This window comes from Eubacterium sp. AF17-7, assembly GCF_003461285.1.
GTDB lineage: Bacteria > Bacillota > Clostridia > Lachnospirales > Lachnospiraceae > Eubacterium_U > Eubacterium_U album.
The window spans coordinates 243,667-263,716 of sequence record NZ_QTWU01000002.1 but is presented as its reverse complement, the minus strand read 5'-3'; the positions used below and the strand labels follow the sequence as shown (position 1 = coordinate 263,716).

The window sequence follows — 20,050 nt, the reverse complement described above, 5'->3', positions numbered from 1 at the left end:
CTTTAAACGCAACATTAATTAGCTTTCATTACAGCTTCTTTCATGCTTTTTACATATTCATTTATATATGGAAGACAATCTTTTCCATATTTAGCTACAATTTTTACAATGGCACTTCCAGCAATTGCACCATCGGAATATTTAGCTACGTATTCTGCCTGCTCAGGCGTTGCTATACCAAATCCAAAAGCACATGGAACATCAGTTGTTTCACGAACTAATTTTATCATTCCTCCTAAATCAGTATTAATATCACTTCTTACACCTGTTACTCCTAACGATGAAACACAGTATATAAATCCTGTTGCTTCCTTTGCTATCATTTTAATTCTGTCATGAGATGCCGGTGCAATTAATGAAATTATATCTACATCATGATTTTTACATTCATCTGCTATTTCATCTTTTTCTTCGTATGGCAAATCAGGAATAATTAATCCCTGTATTCCACATTCATTACATCTGTCCAAAAATTTGTCGACGTCATATGCGTAAATTGGATTAATGTAAGTTAAAAATACTAATGGTACCGAGACTTCATCTTTTATATCTTTTAATGCGTCAAACAATTTATCGGTTGTACATCCATTTGCCAACGCTCTCTCATTTGCCTCCTGAATAATAGGGCCTTCTGCAATTGGATCGGAAAATGGTATTCCGATTTCAATTAAATCTGCCCCTGCTTTTTCCATTTCTTTAATGATTTTCTTAGTTGTATCTAAATCAGGATCTCCGCCTGTTACAAATGCAATAAATGCTTTTCCATTTTCAAATGCTTCATGTATCTTACTCATAAATCTCTACTCCTCTATATCTTGCTATTGCTGCTACGTCCTTATCTCCACGTCCGGAAACATTAACTACAATTATTTTGTCTTTATCTAAAGTTGGTGCATACTTCATTGCATATGCAATTGCATGTGAACTTTCAATTGCCGGAATTATGCCTTCTGTTCTTGATAAATATTCAAATGCATTAACTGCTTCATCGTCAGTTATTGAAACATACTGTGCACGACCTGTTTCATTTAGCATTGCATGTTCCGGTCCGATTCCGGGGTAATCAAGTCCTGCAGAAATTGAATAAACAGGTGCAATCTGACCATATTTATCCTGGCAGAACAATGATTTCATTCCATGGAAAATTCCCATTGCTCCATTTGCAACAGATGCTGCGTTTTTAGGAGTATCAACACCAAGCCCTGCAGCTTCACAGCCAATTAATTTAACAGATTTATCTTCTATAAAATTATAAAAAGCTCCCATTGCATTTGAACCTCCACCTACGCAGGCAATTACTGCATCAGGAAGTTTTCCTTCTTTTTCCATTAACTGTTCTTTTATTTCTTTGCTGATTACACTCTGGAAATCACGTACAATTGTTGGAAATGGATGCGGTCCCATTACTGAACCTAAAACATACAATGTGTCATCAACACGTCTTGTCCATTCTCTCATTGCTTCATTTACTGCGTCTTTTAATGTCATTGTTCCCGATACTACAGGATGTACCTTAGCACCTAAAAGTTCCATTCTAAAACAGTTTAAAGCCTGACGCTCTGTGTCTACTTTTCCCATATAGATTTCACATTCCATTCCCATAAGTGCAGCAGCTGTAGCTGTTGCAACGCCATGCTGACCTGCTCCTGTTTCAGCAATAACTCTTGTTTTACCCATTTTCTTAGCTAAAAGAACCTGACCTAAAACATTGTTTATCTTATGAGAACCTGTATGATTCAAATCTTCTCTCTTTAAATAGATTTTTGCCCCACCTAAATCCTTTGTCATTTTTTCTGCATAGTATAACAAAGATGGTCTTCCCGCATAATTTTTCATTAAGCCATCAAGTTCCTTTACAAATTCAGGATCATTTTTGTAATGCTCATATGCTTCTTCAACTTCTTTAACTGCATTCATTAATGTTTCAGGAACATACTGTCCTCCAAATTCTCCAAATCTTCCTTTTTTCATAGTGTCTCCTTTCCAATTGACTGCCTGAAAGAATTAGCCATCTTTCATACAGAATCGGTACGTTTCAAGTAAAAATGTACATCCATTAAAGATTCCCTCTTTTATCGAGTCACATTATTCTTTTTAGCGATACGTTATATTTCATAAAAGAAATTTAAAATAAAAAAAGCTTCTGTCCCAAAAGGGACAAAAGCTATAAATTCATAAACTTCTGCGGTACCACCCAAATTAATGTGTATCACATTCACTCATTCACATACCAACATATGCTACTTCCTATAACGGTGAAGATCCGTCAGCACTACTTCCATAATATCCGGTTTCGAACTGCCCTCACAAGTCCATTCATTACCTTAGATTTATTGTCTCACACCAAACGACAACTCTCTGAAAAATCGTCCCGATAACTACTTACCCTTGCTCATCGGTTTATTAATTTGTGTTAATTTTATGCATTGTTTATGCATTTGTCAAGTTACACTTATTTATATTTTAAAATATTGTAAATTTTCACGAATTTATTTGTGCAAATATGCTATTTATCATTTGTAATATCTCCGCTATCTTCAAGAGAAATCTTATCGCCTAAATAAGTTGGTTCGGGTTTATATATCAATTTAAAGAAATCTTTTGCTCTGGCAATCCACTCTCTAAATACACGATATTTTTGCTTAGCCAGATAATCTCTTTTATCTGCAGACACGCCATATGCTTCAATCCCTAATTTTTTCGCTATATATAACGCTCTGGTCAAATGATATTTTTGACTTACAATAACGATTTTTTTTACGCCAAATATTTCTTTAGCTCTATACATAGAATCATATGTTGAAAATCCGGCATGATCCATGAAGATGTCATCTGATGGAATTCCATCATTTATAGCATAATCTTTCATTGTATTAACTTCATCATAAGAAACTCTTCCATGGTCTCCTGACATAATTATTTTGGGCGAAGCGTTAACATTATACAGTTCTTCAGACGTCAAAATTCTATCTTCAAGCATCCAAGTAGGTTTTCCACTTGGTGCAACACCTGCTCCAAGTACTAAAATACAGTCTGCATCCATATCTTTGCATTCGTCTACACTAAGAATTTTTGATGATGTTACTGATTTCATATATATGTTAATTACTGCAATAACTATTACTATAAATGCAATTATTATAAACATCACAATAATTAATCTTAAAATTATTTTTCTTAATAGTATTTTCTTATTTCCCATAACTGTCCCTTTAGCCTAAATTATTTCGATACTGTGACGGTGTAAGTCCTGTGATAGCCTTAAATGTTTTCATGAAATGTTTCTCATGTTCATAACCGACAGCCTGAGATATTTCATTTATTTTCATATCTGTATCAGTTAATAACTTTTTAGCTTCTCCAATTCTGATATCCTTTAAATAGTTTACAAAATTTGTTCCTGTATACTGTTTAAATGTAAAAGAAAATAAAGAATAGTTCATGGAAACATAATTTGACACTACTGCCATATTTAAATCAGTTGCGTAATTTTCCTGAATATATTTAATTGCATTTTTTATTTTGATATTTGCCTTATGCTCATCAATATCTGTACTTACAAGTTCATCAAAGCCTCTAATCCAGCGTTTGACAACTTCCATATATTCATCTATTGTCTGAAAACTATAAATATCTGATAATTCCATAATATCATCTTCTCCAACTTTAAGAGTGTTCTGATACACTTTAATAGTTGTATTAAGAATTATTTCCATTTGTTCTTTAAATTCATTTATGTAATATTTTCTGGCTTTAACACCATCAACAAATGATTCTAACTGTTCAATAGCTTCATCTAATTTATTTGAACAGATAAGATTAGCTGTCTGCATCATAAATTTAACACCATATTCATATTCTTCATCAGGTTTACTAAACTCAGCTGCATCCACACGTTTAATCATAGTTTCAAATGCGGTTTTTCTCATTGTTGCTGCTTCATGATATGCCTGTCGCAAATCTAAAAGATTATAATATACATTGCTTATTCCGATGTAATAATTATCAAATGATTTTAGAACTTCATCTTTATACTCTGAATCTACGATTAAAATGTTAAGAGAATCCTTACCTTCAAGATAATAATATTTTCCATCCATTTCATCATCAATTTCACTTTCAGGGCAGCTAAAGCAACAAACCACAAAGTTTTTTACCTGAAAATACGCTCTTGCCATTTCAGTTATACTTTGCATTTCCTTATGAGTAACATTATCGTATATCATCATATACTGCATCTGCTGATATACTACCTGCCTCTGCTTTTCATAAGATTCTTTTTCCTCAGTAATTATGTCATCAAATTTTTTCAAAACCTTTGCCAGCTTGTCTCTGTCAACAGGCTTCAATATGTATTCGTTTACACCATTTCTCATCATTTCAACTGCATAGTCAAATTCATCAAATCCACTTATAGCTGCAATCAATGGCTTTTTTGTCATTTTCTGGATTTCTTTTACTAATGAAATTCCGTCCATTTTTGGCATCCTAATATCCGTAAACATAACATCTACATTTTGTTTTTCTAATATTTCCAGAGCAGCTAATCCATTATTACATTCAATTATTTCTTCTACATCAACACCCGAACGTAAAACCATGGACTTAATACCCTGTCTTATCAGTTTTTCATCTTCAACAATCATTAATGTCTTCATATGCTACTGCTTCCTCTCTAACGGTAATTGAATAACCACTTTAGTAAATAACCCTTTCTTTGAGAAAATATCTATTCCGTACTCTTTTCCAAAGAACATCTGAATTCGTTCATTTACGTTCCTTAGCGCACGACCATGCTCCTTTGAATCATCTTCATGGGGCAAATATAGATTAACTTTAATCTCTTTCAATTTTTCCTCGTCCATACCTTTACCGGCATCAGAAACTTCTATTGCCAGAATATTTTTTTCTACAATATCATATACCTTTATATAAATTGAAGTATCTTCAGCCATATCCTCTATACCGTGGTATACTGAATTCTCAACTATTGGCTGCAAAGTCATTTTTGGAATTTCAATATCCATATATTGTTCCGGAATATTTAGCGAAAGATATATTTCATAATCAAATCTTAAATTTAAAAGATTTAAATATGTCTGGACATATTCTAATTCTTCCCTTAATGTAACTAAACCCGAAGTCCATTTCATACTATATCTGAACATCTGACCAAGTGATGTTATTGCATCAGATATTTCATAATCACCTTTTATCTCCGCCATCATCTTTATGCTTTCCAAGACATTATACATAAAATGAGCATTAATCTGATTTTGTAGTGATTTAATCTCAACATTCTTCATTAACAGCTGCTTTTTAACATTTTCTTTATTAAGCTGCTCTATATGATCTACCATATCGTTAATCTGATGCCCTAGCATAGCAATCTCGTCATCTCCATCTTCAGGCACATGCATATTATTTGTAGATGAAATTTCATTGAAATTAGCAGAAAGTTTTCTAAATCTCTGAAAAATTTTAAAAATAAGCATTGAAACTGAAATAAACAGCGCTGAAGACATTATAAAGATTATGGCTATATATCCACATTCTTTTGAGTTCAAATCATTGTCCATAAGTAACATAATCATGACCACACATATACATATGTATATTATCAAAATCCACCAAAACGTTTTCATGAACATTGATTTATATTTTTTTTCTTTTTTATTATTTAGATAACTTTCTATATCATTTATATCTTCTAAATCATCTAAATCTATGTTTTCATGCTTTTCTTCTTTCATATTTTCCTCATAACATATTATTTCTGAATTATTTCGTATAAAGATTTTTTTCCTTTTTTTCTTGTAATTTCCATCAATCCTAACTTTGTAATATCAACTGCAATACATCTTGAATAATCATATTTAAGAATTTCATTCATCTTGTTAAGTAATATCTGTTCATTTTCCTTATTTCGCATTGAAATAAAATCAACAATAATAATTCCCGAAATATTTCTGATTTTCAACTGTCTGGCAACTTCATGCGCAGCCTCAATATTTATCTTATAAAATGTTTCTTCTTTATTTGATTTCAGTTCAGCTTTTCCCGTGTTTACATCAATTACAGTCAATGCTTCTGTCGGCTCTATGATCAGATATGCTCCTGAATTTAACCATACTTTTTTATTTATTCCGGACATAAGATGCTTTTCCAATGAATAGCATTTGAATAAAGGCAAATCTCTATTATAAAATTTACAGTTAATTTTGTTTTTTGAAAGTTCATCGAAAATCTGTTTCTTATCAGTAATAACAATTCCATTTTCTTTATCGATAAATTCCTGACATTCTTTTGTTAAGATTGACTCATTTTCTTTAACTATAGATTTTCCTTTTAAATGCATAGCTTTGTTTTTTATTTCTTCAAGCTGATTTATCAGATCTATGATTTCGCCTTCAATCATTTGTTCTTTTGCATCTTTTGCTGATGTTCTGGCAATAAAACCATATTCATCGTTTTTATACTTATCAAGTATTCTTGTTAGCTGATTTCTTGTTGTCTTGTCCTGAATTTTTTTAGAAATACTTATATTAGTATTTCCAACTGTAAGTACACAGTATTTTCCCGTCAGATTGATATTTGATGTTAGTGAATAATCTTTAGTTTTAATTTTATCTCCAGACACCTGAACTAAAATTTTGTCACCCTGGCATACTTTATTGTTATTTTTTACATTTAAGAAAAATGGGGAATTATCATTCAAAGAATAATATCCCTTCAAGTCATTTCCAAATTCAATAAATGCTGCATTTATATTTTTTACTACGTCTTTTACATATCCAATATAAATATTACCAACAACAGACTCGCTATCCATATGAGTTATTCTTTGTAACTTTTCTTTATAAAAATAAAATCCCAATAATTTGTCATTATAAAAATCAGATAAAATCAATTTTGATTCTGACTCATTTGTTAAACCATCAGTACTACTCAATTGTCTCTCCTATTTCATCTAAAGAAACTAATTTATCATCCACCATACAATACATTTCCTCTCTTTGGTATGTAATTAATGACGGAATATCTTTTTGCAAATAATTAAACAATGATGAAATAACTAAATCCGGTTTTAGGTTAGAAGCACTACCTTGAGCAACTTTCATAAACAACCCTTCATCCGTTAGTTTTAGTCCATATATCCACGGTTTAATATCAATTTCTTTCTCACTTTTTTTCGTTTTCTTTAAAACAACTATTTCCGGCTGACTTAAATATACTACCAAATCATCTTTAGTTAATAATTTGTTAAGTCCTAATGCCGTATAATCTGCTCCAGCAATGATTGCCATACAATTCTTTGCGTTATCATCAAGTAACTTATATTTTAAAACTTCAATTCCTTCTACATTAGCCTCGTTAATACGTTTTATCATTTCATTAGAGCTATCTGTAGAGTTAACTTCAATATCAAAATATTCACCATTGCTTACTATACCAACTCCAAGCGGTGCTGCAAAAGACATTTTCTGATGCGGTGAAAATCCTTCCGAATAACAAATATCAACATTTGCTCTACGCATAACTTTTTGAAAATATCTCATCGTGTCAAGATGTCCAATAAATTTCATGTGTCCCTGTTTAGAGAATTTAATTCTTATTTTCATAACATATTCCTCCTCCAAATGAGTTTGCACCACATCCCGAACATCTTGTCATGCAGTTTGGTGTAACCTTTTGTGCCTGTGAATTATGGTATTCACGAAGCAAAAATTCTTTTGTAATTCCCGCATCTATAAAATCCCACGGGAATATTTCATCCTCACTTCTTTGTCTGCTTATATAGAAGTCCAAATCCACATTCGTTTCTTCAATAGCCTCTTTCCATTTTTCAAAATCAAAACTTTCAGACCATGAATCATATAGACAGCCTTTTTTATATGCTGATAATAATGTCTTTGATAATTTTCTGTCTCCTCTTGCAAAAAGACCTTCTAATACACTTACATCAGCTTCATGCCAATTATATTTAAGGCTTTTTCTGTTGAGCATAGATTTCATCTTGTCATTAACAATTTTAGCTTTATCTAAGAATTCAGGAATAGTGTTCATTGGAGACCATTGAAAAGCTGTAAATGGTTTTGGCACAAAAAATGATGTGCTTGCCGTAATCTGGCATTTTCCAATACGTTCTTCTTTTGGAACAGTAGCATAATATTCTTCTGCAATCTCTTCGCAAAGTTCCATTATTCCTTCTATATCATCTGTTGTTTCACCGGGAAGTCCTAACATAAAATATAATTTTACTTTATTCCATCCTGCTTTAAATGCAAGTCTTGAACCATTAAGTATATCTTCTTTTGTAAGTCCTTTATTTATTACATTTCTCATTATCTGAGTTCCTGCTTCAGGTGCAAATGTAAGCGAACTTTTCTTTACATCCTGAACTTTACTCATTATGTCGAGCGCAAATGAATCAATTCTAAGTGACGGTAATGAAATATTTATATTTTTTTCTTTAAATTCATCAATTAGAAAATTAACTATTCCCTTTAACTGTGAATAATCACTTGTACTCAATGAGCTTAATGAAATTTCCTCATGACCTGTTGATTCAATCATCTTTCGTGCAGTATCTTTTAATTTTTCAAGACTTTTCTCTCTTACAGGTCTGTAAACCTGACCCGCCTGACAAAATCTACATCCTCTTGAGCAGCCTCTCATAACTTCAAGTACAACTCTATCCTGTGTTGCTTTAATAAAAGGAACTAAAGGCTTAGTCGGATAATATACTTCATTCATATCAAGAACTATATCTTTTCTAACCTTATCCCTTGCATTCTCATTATTTTTTATCATTTCTTTAATTGTTCCATCTTCGTTGTATGTAACATCATAAAACTGTGGAACATATATACATGATAAATGGGCTGCTTTTTCTAAAAATTCTTTTCTCGAACCACCATTTTTTTTATTTTCTTTATAAATATCTAATAACTCATCATATTGAGTTTCGCCCTCACCAATGTAGAACATATCAAAGAAGTTTGCAATTGGTTCCGGATTGTATGAGCATGGGCCTCCTCCAATAACAATAGGGTCGTCCTCTCCACGCTCTGTAGCAATTAAAGGAATTTTAGATAAATCTAAAATCTGTAAAATGTTTGTATAACACATTTCATATTGTAATGTTATACCTAAAAAATCGAAATTTTTTATAGGTTCCTGACTTTCAATTGCAAATAACGGAATATCTTTTTCCCTCATTATTTTATCCAAATCAAGCCATGGAGAATAAACTCTCTCGCAATAAGTATCTTCACGTCTATTAAACATGTCGTAAAGAATCTGTATTCCTAAATGTGACATTCCAATCTCATATACATCAGGAAAGCACATTGCAAATCGTATATCCACTTTTTTTGGATCCTTTACAATCATATTAACTTCATTTCCAATATATCTTGCCGGCTTATCTACCTGCAATAAAATCTCATCTGATAATGCTAATTTTTTCAAAAATCTATCCTACTTTTCTACTAATTTGTCTATTAAATCAGGCAATTCATTTAATCCCTGAATTTCTTCTTCATCACCATCTATATTTCCGAATCCGTATGCTGCAAATATAAATGGGATTCCAGCTGCCATTGTTGCATCATAATCGCCTTGTGTATCTCCAACATAAAATGCTTTATCAAGATTATTTCTTTCAATTACTAATCTAATATTGTCAGCTTTTGGTTTCCCTGTTCTTCCCGGATTTTCAAAATCAGTTACATATTCTCCTAAATCTGTAACCTTTAAAAATGCCTCTATATATCCTGCCTGACAGTTGCTGACAATATAAACGCTATATTTTTCATTTAATTTCTTAAATATATCTTTAATGTCAGGGTACAACACTCCTGAATGTGTAAGTAAATATTCATTTTCGTACTCGCAACATTCCTGCAAAATCTTGTAGCGACGTTCTACAGGTATATTTGGTAAAAGATTATCAGCAATTGTTTCCATAAGCTTACCCATCTGCTGTTCTAACTCTTTAGTTGTTAGTCTTAAATCAATGTCATCATATCTCTCAAAGACAACATTCCATGACTCTGCTATCTGCTTTGTAGCATTCCATAAAGTGCCATCTAAATCAAATATAATTCCTGTCTTCATTTTTTTGCTCCATTTCTTATACTATTATGAATAACTGACCCCAAAACATTCGATTAATTTTTATTGTAGCATTAGAAAAACATTTATATTTCTTTAGTAATTTAATACAATAAAATCATTTTTACTCATATTAATATAATACTATATCACCAAAAATTTTACAACTACAGTTATCCTAATGGGTCGAATTCTGTTAAACATAAGTTGATTATTTAAACTATCTATTATCATAATTATTATAAAAACAAAAGAACCACCCTTAAGCAGTTCTTTTTGTAAATAAATATATAAATATTATATCCATTATCTTCGTGATAATTCCTTAGTGATTTCTTTCCATGTAACTCCCTTTTCAGCCATTAATACCATTACATGATATAAAAAGTCAGATATTTCATATTTAACTTCCTGTGGATCCGGATTTTTTGCTGCAATTACAATTTCAGTTGCTTCTTCTCCGACTTTCTTTAATATCTTATCAATTCCCTTATCAAATAAGTAATTAGTATATGAACCTTCTTTAGGATTTACCTTTCTGTCTAAAATTGTCTTATATACATCTTCAAATACATGAATTGGATTTGATTCATCAAACTCTTTCTTAACAAGTTCATTAAAGAAGCATGTGTCTGCTCCTGTATGACACGGAACTCCAACCTGATGTACTTTAGCTAACATTGTATCTAAATCACAATCCATAGACAATTCCTTTACATACTGGAAATGACCGGATGTTAATCCTTTTACCCATATTTCATTACGGCTTCTGCTAAAATATGTCATTTTTCCCGTCTTAATTGTAAGATTAAATGCCTCTTCATTCATATATGCAAGCATTAATACCTTATCAGTCTTATAGTCCTGAACAATTACAGGAATCATTCCATCACTATTAGTCTTAAATTTGTCAAATGTAATCTTTGATTCTAAAACATCAACTTTTACATCTTCATCCTTTAACTGAGCCTTGAAATTCATATAATCAAATGCCTCATCTAATCCTGCATGTGAAACACCATACACTTTTTCTTCTTTTGCAAATGAAATAATATCCTCAAAACTATACATACAGTCATAAGCTAAAACCCTTATGCCATATCCTAAAGCTTCTCTTGCACAATTATTTGCAATAATAAGAGATGCTCCATCATATTTTAATGTTTTTATTTTGTTCATATCAAAAGTACTGTCTATCATTACAGCAATCTTGTCACTTCCAAATCTTTCAGAAGCCTCAGATACTAATTCAAGATTACTTTCTTTATTTCCGTCTAAAATCGCTTTCTTAGCACCTGTATATATGTATTTCTTTACATCTTCAAGTCTTTTAATATTTCCGCCAACTAATATCGGAATATCCACCGCATCAGCAATAGAAACCATTGTTCCAATATTGTTATCATGTTGAGAATCTGTTTCTGATATATCAAAAATAATTAATTCATCAGCTCCTCTGTTATTATACAAAGTTGCAAGTGCTACTGCATCTCCGTCACCAACAATTTCCATTGTATTTTTATTTACGACCTTTCCATCTTTTAAATAAATGGAAGGAATAATTCTAAAACTCATTTATTATAAACTTCCTTTCGTAGATAGTACATCTTCAATTCTTTCATCAATCATTGTTGCATTGTCCAGTGATTTGGAAAATGCTTTAAAAATCCCTTCAATCATATGGTGATTATTACCGGATTCAAGCATTTTTATATGTAAATTCATTCCTACAGCATATGCTATGGCATGGAAAAATTCTTTTACCATTTCAGTATCAAATTCGCCAACTTTATCTACTGTAAATTCAGCATCAAAATTTAAATAAGGTCTTCCTGACAAATCAAGCGAACATAGCACCAAAGATTCATCCATCGGTAAAATTACAGAGCCATATCTTTTGATTGATTTTTTATCTCCAAGTGCCTGTTTTATGGCAATACCAAGAGCAATTCCCGTATCCTCAATTGTATGATGGCAATCAACAAATAAGTCTCCCTTAACTTTTACATCTAAATCAAATAAACCATGTCTTGCAAAATTATTAAGCATATGGTCAAAAAAGCCAATTCCTGTATCAATATTAGCTTTTCCCTTTCCATCTATATTAAATGTAATATCAATCTGGGTTTCATTTGTCTTTCTGCTGTAAGTACCTACTCTGTTCATATACCGTTACCTTCCTTATATTTTATATTTCATCATTTTCATCGAATCTTACACGAATAGAATTTGCATGAGCTGTTAATCCTTCAGCCTTTGCAAACTTCTGAATATCTTTGCTTATAGGTTCTAATGCCTGTCTTGAATATGAAATAATACTTGATTTCTTAATAAAATCATCAACACTAAGTGGCGAGAAGAATTTTGCTGTTCCATTAGTCGGTAAAACATGGTTTGGTCCTGCAAAATAATCTCCAAGTGGTTCTGAGCTATATTCTCCAAGGAAAATAGCCCCTGCATTTCTAATTTTTGTCATTACATCAAACGGATTTTTAGTAACAATTTCTAAATGTTCACTTGCTATATCATTTGCAACAGAAATTGCTTCATCTAATGTATCAACAACTAAAATATATCCAAAATTATCTAATGATTTTTCAAGTATTGCTTTTCTTGATAATTTAGAAACAAACATATCTGTATATTCTGATACTTTTTTTGCTAAATCCATACTTGTTGTCACTAAAATTGCTGACGCTAATTCATCATGTTCTGCCTGTGAAAGCAAATCTGCAGCAACATATCTTGGATTTGATGTTTCATCTGCTAACACAAGGATTTCACTTGGCCCTGCAACGCTGTCAATACTTACATAACCAAATACTGCCTTTTTAGCAAGAGCAACATAAATATTTCCAGGGCCTACAATTTTATCAACCTTAGGAATGCTTTCAGTTCCAAATGCCAAAGCAGCAATCGCCTGTGCTCCACCTACTTTATAAATTACATCTACACCTGCTTCATTTGCAGCTACGAGTGTTCCGGGATTAACTTTTCCATCTTTTCCCGGAGGTGTTACCATACATATTCTGTCAACACCGGCAACCTTTGCAGGAATAATGTTCATTAATACAGATGATGGATATGCTGCCTTTCCACCAGGTACATATACACCTACTTTTTCAAGTGCAGTAACTTTCTGACCTAAAATTGTTCCATCAGGCTTGCTGTCAAACCAACTGTATTGACGCTGTTTTTCATGATATTCCCTTATATTTTTAATTGCTTTTCTAATAACATCTACTAATTCAGAATTTTCAAGAGAATTATACGCTTCCTCAATTTCTTCCTTTGTTACCACGATATTATCTGCATTAATATCTGCCTTGTCAAATTTTGCTGTATATTCAAAAACAGCCTTGTCGCCATTTTCTTTAACATTATTAAGTATTTCATTTACACTGTCATTATAACTTCCGTAATTATTAGGACTTCTTTTAAGTAAATCAGTCAAAATATTTTTCTTAGAAGCTTCATCTAACTTTACAATACGCATAATTTCTTCTCCTTTTACCACATACTACTATACATCAAATTTACAATAATTTATATAGGAATTATTTAATATTAGCCCTCAAATCCTTTATGATTTTTCTAATTCTTTCATCTTCCATCTTCATGCTTACTTGGTTAACAACCATTCTTGCTGATAAAGGACAAACTTTTTCTAATACAGTAAGTCCATTTTCTTTTAATGTTGTACCTGTTTCTACAATATCAACTATTACTTCTGATAAACCAACAATAGGCGCAAGTTCTACTGAACCATTAAGTTTAATAATTTCAACTGTCTGATGTTTTTTATTATAGAAATAATCTTTTGCAATATTTGGATATTTTGAAGCAACTCTTATCATTCCATGATTTTTTAATAAATCTCTCGCAGATTCAGGACCACATACACACATGTTGCATTTTCCAAATCCTAAATCTAATACTTCGTACAATTTTCTCCCTTCTTCAAGAATTGTATCTGCTCCTACAATTCCTATATCAGCAGCTCCATATTCAACGTATGTAGGTACATCACTCGCCTTGCTTAAGAAGAATTTTAATTTTAATTCTTCATTTACAAAAATAAGCTTACGTGTTTTTTCGTCTTTCATTTCTTCACATTCAATACCTATATCTTCAAACATTTTCATTGCTGTTTTAGCTAATCTTCCCTTTGCAAGGGCAAATGTTAAATATCTCATTTTATTTAAACTCCTATAATTCCTTTACACCATCTTTAGATACATATGTTACATTTATAGCTCCGTCTTCTTTTTTGAATTCAACATATTCATCAATCGAAATATTTTCTTTCTTAGGAATAAGCTCTGTCTTAATACCTTTTTCCCTAAGACCTGTTGCAAGCTGCAATGCCGTCTTTCTAAGTTCTGTATCATATATTAACACTTCATATGCATAATCTGTATCACCTTCCATTTTCTGGCTGCTCATAGCCATAAGGAGCTGATCCATATATACTGCAAATCCTATAGCTGCGCTATCTTTCCCAAACTGACTTAATAGTTTATCATAGCGGCCACCTGCAACAATTGCATCTCCTGTTCCATATGTGTATGCCTTAAAAATAATTCCTGTATAATAATTAAAATTGCTAAGCATTCCTAAATCAAATGAAATATAATCAGCAACTCCATAATCAACTAAAATAGAATATACTTCCTCTAATTTCTCAATTGCCTTTAATGATTTTTCGTTCGTTGCAAGTTCTTTTGCTTTATCAAGTACATCTGAACTTCCAAATAAAGAAGGCAATTTAAGAAATGTATCTTTTACGTTTGAAGTGATATCTTTAGAATCAAGTAATTCTTCAACACCGAAGAAATTCTTATTTTCAATTCTAACTCTAAGTTCTTCCTCAACATCATCTTCAAATCCACATTCTTCTAAAAGTCCCTTATAGAAGTCAACCTGACCAATTTCAACAAGAAATTTATCAAAGCCTGCACTCTTTAATGAATTTACAACAAGGGCAACCATTTCTGCATCAGCTTCAACTGAATCATCCCCGATTAGTTCACAACCAAGTTGTGTTATTTCCTTTAATTTTCCCTGTAATTCTGAATTATTAATGTATGTATTTGCGTTATAACAAATCTTAATAGGTACATTGACATCCATATAATTCTTTGCTGCAATTCTTGCTATTGATGGAGTAAGGTCAGGTCTTAATACCAAAGTATTTCCTTCCCTATCAAAAAACTTATATAAATTCTTTGATGGTACTGAACCTCTTTCCTTATTAAAAATATCAAAGAATTCAAATGTTGGAGTCTGAACATTATGAAATCCATATAAATTAAATATATTATTAATTTTATTTTCTATAGTTAACTTTCTTGCACACTCTTTTCCGTATACGTCTCTTACACCCTCTGGTGTGTGTAATAATTCTTTACTCATTTTTATCTTTCCTTTACACTTTAGTCTGCTAACGTGCTACCACGGTAGCACAGCAAATATAATACAATATATTTTTTTTCGTGTCAATGCCTATTCTTCTCTAGATTCGAGGTCAATATTAATCGTTTCTAAATAATGAACCAGTATACCCGGCGCAGATTTTATTTTATATTTCTTATCTATTTCATCAAATCTGAAACTTTTTCTTCCTCCATTTATACTTCTTTCATAAAATTTTTCTATATCACAGAAAGGAATATAGTACATTTCATTTTTATGACTATAAAATAATATAATAAAAGATACTCCACCCTGTTTTTCAAAATCCTTCATGAATTTAACCTGATGTTCGTGTATGTTCATCATCGGAAATGTATCTGTTGCACATTCTTTGGCATCAAAGCACACTGGTATTCCCTGCACAGCACCTATATAATCTACTGTACTTTGCTGATCAAAATATGCTAATGTTATATGTCTTGTCTGTTGATCAATTCTTACCGGGGTAATTGGTGTTGGAATTTTTTGAATTAACGCCAATCCTTTTTCCCTATAACTTTCATTCGACATATTAATCATATCTTCTAAAGTAGAGCCTCTAAGCCCACGTGAATTCCATGTTCCCATTTTCTTTCCTTTATAAATTTAATCCAATCTCACTAAATACATTTTCAAATAATTGGGGAATTTTAGCTTCGAATGTTTTTTGTTTAAGTTTTTTTAATTCATCCGGCATTTCATCAAATTTAAGTTGCCAGGCGTGTAATAGTTGATATTTTACACCACATTTTTTTCTGAAAATTTCATTAATATCTGCTCTTCCATATTTGGTATCTCCTATTATAGGATGTCTAACGGATGCAAGATGCGCTCTTATCTGATGCGGTTTTCCCGTAATAAGTTTAACTTTCAAAATAGTATATTTGCCATTTGTTTTTAAACATTCATATTCTGTTTCTATATATGAACTTTCTTTCAATGGTTTATCGTATATTTTCACCTTGTTAGATTTAGAATCTTTTGTCAAATATCCTTTAATCTTTGTTTTTCCATTAATTTCTCCCGAAACGACTGTAATATAGTATTTGCCAAATGTTCTATCTTTTAACATATCCGACATCACCTGTAGTCCTAATAAACTTTTTCCTGCAATTAACAGACCGCTTGTATTTCTGTCTAGTCTGTTGCAAATGCCCGGCTTAAAAGTTTCTAATTCATTTTCACTAAGCTGTTTTGTATCTAGTAAATATTCGATTATATATTCATTCATTGAAATATCATTCTTCTTTGCTTTTTGGCTTAAAACGCCTGCCGGTTTATTTACTATAATTACATTTTCATCTTCGTAAACTACATCTAATGAAATTTTATGCGTTGCCTTGCCAGATGCTTCAATATTTTTTGAACTTCTAAACTTATCTATAGTTTCATCTGTCATAAATATTTTCACACAGTCTCCAACTGCAAGTTTGTCTTTTCCGTCAGATTTTTTATTGTTTAATGTAATATTCTTTTTTCTAAGCATCTTATACACAAAGCTGGCAGGTGCAGCGTTAAAATACTTAAAAAGTAACTTGTCAAAACGTTGCCCTGCCTCATTTTTATTTATAATTATTTCTCTCATTTTATCTCCTAATGCTGATAATCAGTCACGTTTTATGTTATAGCATTTTGATTAATATAAATTTTAACTATTATAAATTCTTTGCATTTTAATTTATCAATTATTCTTGTAACAATGTCAAATTTAAATATTTATTTTTTCAATTTATGCATTAAATTCAATAATTCGATTATAAAACGATGTGGAACAACTTTGGCTAAAACTCTATAAGCTCTCATTGTCCTTCCATAAACTGAAATTTCTTTACATCTTATACTATCGTCTATTGCCTTACTTACAACTGCTTTCTGGTCAGCCATAAACAATTTCTTAAATGCATAAACAGTTCCATATCTTTCTGCTTTATTAAAAAATGGAGTATTAACAGGTCCCGGACATACTGCAGTAACATATATTCCTAAATCTTTTAATTCTCCTCTTAAAGCTCTTGAAAAACTCAATACATATGATTTAGTAGCACAATAAACTGCAAATCCCGGCTGTGGATTAAATGCCCCTGCCGAAGCTATATTAATAATTCTTGAATTAACTGCCATAAACGGAATGCAATCATGCGTCAAAGAAGTTAAAGCTCTGCAGTTGACATCAATCATGCTTAAATTATCATTATATGAAATTCTGTCAAAATCTCCAACCATTCCAAATCCGGCACAATTTACAAGCATCTTTACCTCCGGCTGTATATTGTTTATTTCCTGTACAAGTGGAAACAATGCCTTTCTGGAATTAAAATCAGCAATAAAATTTCTTGTTTTTGTATGCATTTTCTTTTTTGTTTTTGCTAATTCCTCTTCATTTCTTCCGACAAGCCAATATTCGTCAATTGAATGTAATTTTTTGTCTAATTGTAATGCAAATTCTCTTCCCATTCCGGAAGATGCTCCTGTAATAATCACTATTCTCATACATTGCCTCCAATCTGCGCAATTTCCTGCGCTGTAAGTTCTCTATAATCGCCTAACATAAGTGTATCATCAAGTTTTAGTTTTCCCATTGATATACGTTTTAAATATATAACTTCCATACCTATGGCTTTAAACATTCTCTTAACCTGATGAAATTTACCCTCTGTTATTGTTAGCTCAATTTCTGAAATATCATCTGATTTTAAAATGCTTAATACCGCAGGCTTAGTTAATTTCTTTTCACCTATATCCAGTCCTTCTTTAAAAAGTTCAATATGCTCATTTTTCACTCTGCCATTAATCTTTGCATAATATGTTTTATCAATATGTTTTGTTGGTGAAGTAAGAATATGTGCTAGCTCACCATCATTCATGATAAGCAAAAGCCCTTCCGTATCCTTATCTAATCTACCAACAGGAAACAAACCTTTTGATATAGATGCGTCAAATAAATCCATTACTGTTCTATCTCTTGAATCTTTAACGGCAGTTACGACACCTGCCGGTTTATTAAGCATATAATATATATTTTTCTTATAAGCAATTGTTTTACCATTAACGGAAATTATATCCTTTGTTTCATCTATGTGCAGTTCCGGTTTTTTTATAATATCTCCGTTAACATCAACGCATCCTTTTCTGATATATTGTTTAACCTGACTGCGGCTGCCAATATTCATATCACACAAATATTTGTCTAGTCTCAATGCCCTACTCCCTTTTTAAATATATTTACTATTCTACCACTATTAAAGAAATCATGCTATTATGATTTTTTATTTTTATACAAAATGTAATGTTTTTATGTAATCTATGATTATGTATATATATATCTTTTATTAATTTTTAAGTCGTTTTTACGTATGCATCAAAGTTGAGGAATTTTGACTTCGACATTTTTTATAAATAAGCAAAAAACTGCTCCATATCGCTGACAGGAACAGTTTTTGCGTATAAATCAATATTTAATTTTTATTACATATAACAAAACTACTTATTTAATTTATAATAAATTTTCCTAACCTGTTCAATCTGTTCAGGTGTCATCTTTAATGTTGGAGAATTTATATTATCATCTGTATTAGAATTCTCTATAATGAGAACAGTACTTCCTTTCTCAGGTGTATGTGTATGGAACGTTCCTCTCTTTACATTATATATTTTAAGTGGTTCCATCTTTATACCGTCTATTTCTGATATGACATCACCATTTCCACCTGTAAATAAAGTACATTCGCCTGCTAAAAGCACAAAAACCTCATCCGTTTCATCATGCTTTTGCATTTTATCTAAATTCTTAACTTCTAATTCTTCGCAATAACGAAGTTCTGCAACCCTCCATGACTGATATGTAATTAAAGGTAAATATCCTTCACCATCATAAGAGCACACATCTATCCATTCTTTTTTCATCGCTTCTCCTTCTCTACTTTTATATTTAATATGTTAGGGCCCAAGGCCCCAACTTTGATGCATGCGGTTTGTTCCGTGTTACGCACTCACACAATCCTATCTAATCATATTTTACAAATTATAAAGGCAGATTTTAATATAATTAATCTACAACTGCAATAACTTCTACTTCACAAAGAACATTTTTAGGAAGCTGCTTTACTGCTACACAACTTCTTGCAGGTTTTCCTGTAAAATATTTTTCATAAATTCCATTAAAAGTTGTAAAATCTTCCATATTTGCTAAGAAACATGTTGTTTTAATTGTGTTTTCATAATCTACACCGGCTGCATTTAAAATTGCCCCTAAATTTTTCATTACCTGAGTAGTCTGTTCTTCAATTGTTGTCCCAACAATTTCACCTGTTGCAGGATTTAATGCAATTTGTCCTGATGTATATAAAATTCCATTTGCAATAACTGCCTGTGAATAAGGTCCTATTGCTGCAGGGGCCTTGTCTGTGATAATCTTCTTCATGTTAAATTCCTCCTATAACTAATATGTATAGCCTCTTTTTATCAAAGACTAATTGTC

General features: G+C 31.4%; 20 protein-coding genes and 1 other annotated feature. All 20 genes read right to left on the bottom strand.

All coding sequences use genetic code 11. The features are described from left to right. Positions 1–14: 14 nt before the first annotated feature. Positions 15–794, bottom strand: a complete 780-nt coding sequence (gene trpA / locus DWW96_RS04445; protein WP_022089580.1) for a tryptophan synthase subunit alpha — start codon at positions 792–794, stop codon at positions 15–17. Then, positions 787–1,971: a tryptophan synthase subunit beta gene (trpB, locus tag DWW96_RS04440; protein ID WP_117909356.1), complete on the bottom strand. Its 1,185-nt coding sequence runs from the start codon at positions 1,969–1,971 to the stop codon at positions 787–789. Before trpB ends, trpA begins: the two co-directional genes overlap by 8 nt. Before the next feature lie 179 nt (positions 1,972–2,150). Continuing rightward, positions 2,151–2,405: a binding site (T-box leader), on the bottom strand. Between the two features lie 101 nt (positions 2,406–2,506). Continuing rightward, positions 2,507–3,202 carry an ElyC/SanA/YdcF family protein gene (locus tag DWW96_RS04435; RefSeq protein ID WP_022089578.1) on the bottom strand — a complete coding sequence of 232 codons (696 nt, stop codon included), beginning with the start codon at positions 3,200–3,202 and terminating at the stop codon, positions 2,507–2,509. Between the two features lie 10 nt (positions 3,203–3,212). Next, positions 3,213–4,658, bottom strand: a complete 1,446-nt coding sequence (locus DWW96_RS04430; protein WP_022089577.1) for a response regulator — start codon at positions 4,656–4,658, stop codon at positions 3,213–3,215. Positions 4,659–4,661: 3 nt separating this feature from the next. Further along, complete coding sequence (locus DWW96_RS04425) at positions 4,662–5,753, bottom strand: histidine kinase (RefSeq protein ID WP_022089576.1); 1,092 nt, start codon at positions 5,751–5,753, stop codon at positions 4,662–4,664. 17 nt (positions 5,754–5,770) lie between these two features. Then, positions 5,771–6,952 carry a ribonuclease E/G gene (locus tag DWW96_RS04420; protein WP_117909354.1) on the bottom strand — a complete coding sequence of 394 codons (1,182 nt, stop codon included), beginning with the start codon at positions 6,950–6,952 and terminating at the stop codon, positions 5,771–5,773. Continuing rightward, on the bottom strand, positions 6,945–7,622 hold the full coding sequence (locus DWW96_RS04415) for a TIGR03936 family radical SAM-associated protein (RefSeq protein ID WP_117909352.1): 678 nt from the start codon (positions 7,620–7,622) through the stop codon (positions 6,945–6,947). The genes DWW96_RS04420 and DWW96_RS04415 overlap by 8 nt, the downstream gene beginning before the upstream one ends. After that, positions 7,606–9,474, bottom strand: coding sequence for a TIGR03960 family B12-binding radical SAM protein (locus tag DWW96_RS04410; protein ID WP_117909350.1), 1,869 nt, complete (start codon positions 9,472–9,474; stop codon positions 7,606–7,608). Before DWW96_RS04410 ends, DWW96_RS04415 begins: the two co-directional genes overlap by 17 nt. 9 nt (positions 9,475–9,483) lie before the next feature. Continuing rightward, entirely contained in the window at positions 9,484–10,122 is a 639-nt protein-coding gene (locus DWW96_RS04405; RefSeq protein ID WP_117909348.1) for an HAD family hydrolase, read from the bottom strand. Between the two features lie 303 nt (positions 10,123–10,425). Further along, entirely contained in the window at positions 10,426–11,694 is a 1,269-nt protein-coding gene (hisIE, locus tag DWW96_RS04400) for a bifunctional phosphoribosyl-AMP cyclohydrolase/phosphoribosyl-ATP diphosphatase HisIE (RefSeq protein WP_022089571.1), read from the bottom strand. Positions 11,695–11,697: 3 nt separating this feature from the next. Next, positions 11,698–12,285 carry an imidazoleglycerol-phosphate dehydratase HisB gene (gene hisB, locus DWW96_RS04395; RefSeq protein WP_117909346.1) on the bottom strand — a complete coding sequence of 196 codons (588 nt, stop codon included), beginning with the start codon at positions 12,283–12,285 and terminating at the stop codon, positions 11,698–11,700. A 22-nt stretch (positions 12,286–12,307) separates the two neighbouring features. After that, positions 12,308–13,615 (bottom strand): histidinol dehydrogenase, encoded by a 1,308-nt coding sequence (gene hisD, locus DWW96_RS04390; RefSeq protein WP_117909344.1) that lies wholly within the window; start codon positions 13,613–13,615, stop codon positions 12,308–12,310. A 61-nt stretch (positions 13,616–13,676) separates the two neighbouring features. Then, on the bottom strand, positions 13,677–14,315 hold the full coding sequence (hisG, locus tag DWW96_RS04385) for an ATP phosphoribosyltransferase (protein WP_022089568.1): 639 nt from the start codon (positions 14,313–14,315) through the stop codon (positions 13,677–13,679). 13 nt (positions 14,316–14,328) lie between these two features. Beyond that, the gene (gene hisZ, locus DWW96_RS04380) at positions 14,329–15,534 is read right to left on the bottom strand and encodes an ATP phosphoribosyltransferase regulatory subunit (RefSeq protein ID WP_117909342.1); all 1,206 of its coding nucleotides are present in this window, start codon (positions 15,532–15,534) and stop codon (positions 14,329–14,331) included. 90 nt (positions 15,535–15,624) lie between these two features. Then, positions 15,625–16,161 carry a Holliday junction resolvase RecU gene (locus DWW96_RS04375; RefSeq protein ID WP_022089566.1) on the bottom strand — a complete coding sequence of 179 codons (537 nt, stop codon included), beginning with the start codon at positions 16,159–16,161 and terminating at the stop codon, positions 15,625–15,627. 10 nt (positions 16,162–16,171) lie between these two features. Continuing rightward, positions 16,172–17,158 carry an RluA family pseudouridine synthase gene (locus DWW96_RS04370; protein ID WP_022089565.1) on the bottom strand — a complete coding sequence of 329 codons (987 nt, stop codon included), beginning with the start codon at positions 17,156–17,158 and terminating at the stop codon, positions 16,172–16,174. A 131-nt stretch (positions 17,159–17,289) separates the two neighbouring features. Beyond that, entirely contained in the window at positions 17,290–18,063 is a 774-nt protein-coding gene (locus tag DWW96_RS04365) for an SDR family NAD(P)-dependent oxidoreductase (protein ID WP_022089564.1), read from the bottom strand. Then, positions 18,060–18,770, bottom strand: a complete 711-nt coding sequence (locus tag DWW96_RS04360) for a pseudouridine synthase (RefSeq protein ID WP_022089563.1) — start codon at positions 18,768–18,770, stop codon at positions 18,060–18,062. Before DWW96_RS04360 ends, DWW96_RS04365 begins: the two co-directional genes overlap by 4 nt. A 283-nt stretch (positions 18,771–19,053) precedes the next feature. Next, complete coding sequence (locus DWW96_RS04355) at positions 19,054–19,476, bottom strand: hypothetical protein (protein WP_117909340.1); 423 nt, start codon at positions 19,474–19,476, stop codon at positions 19,054–19,056. 142 nt (positions 19,477–19,618) lie between these two features. Next, complete coding sequence (locus DWW96_RS04350; protein WP_022089561.1) at positions 19,619–19,993, bottom strand: RidA family protein; 375 nt, start codon at positions 19,991–19,993, stop codon at positions 19,619–19,621. Positions 19,994–20,050: the final 57 nt, after the last annotated feature.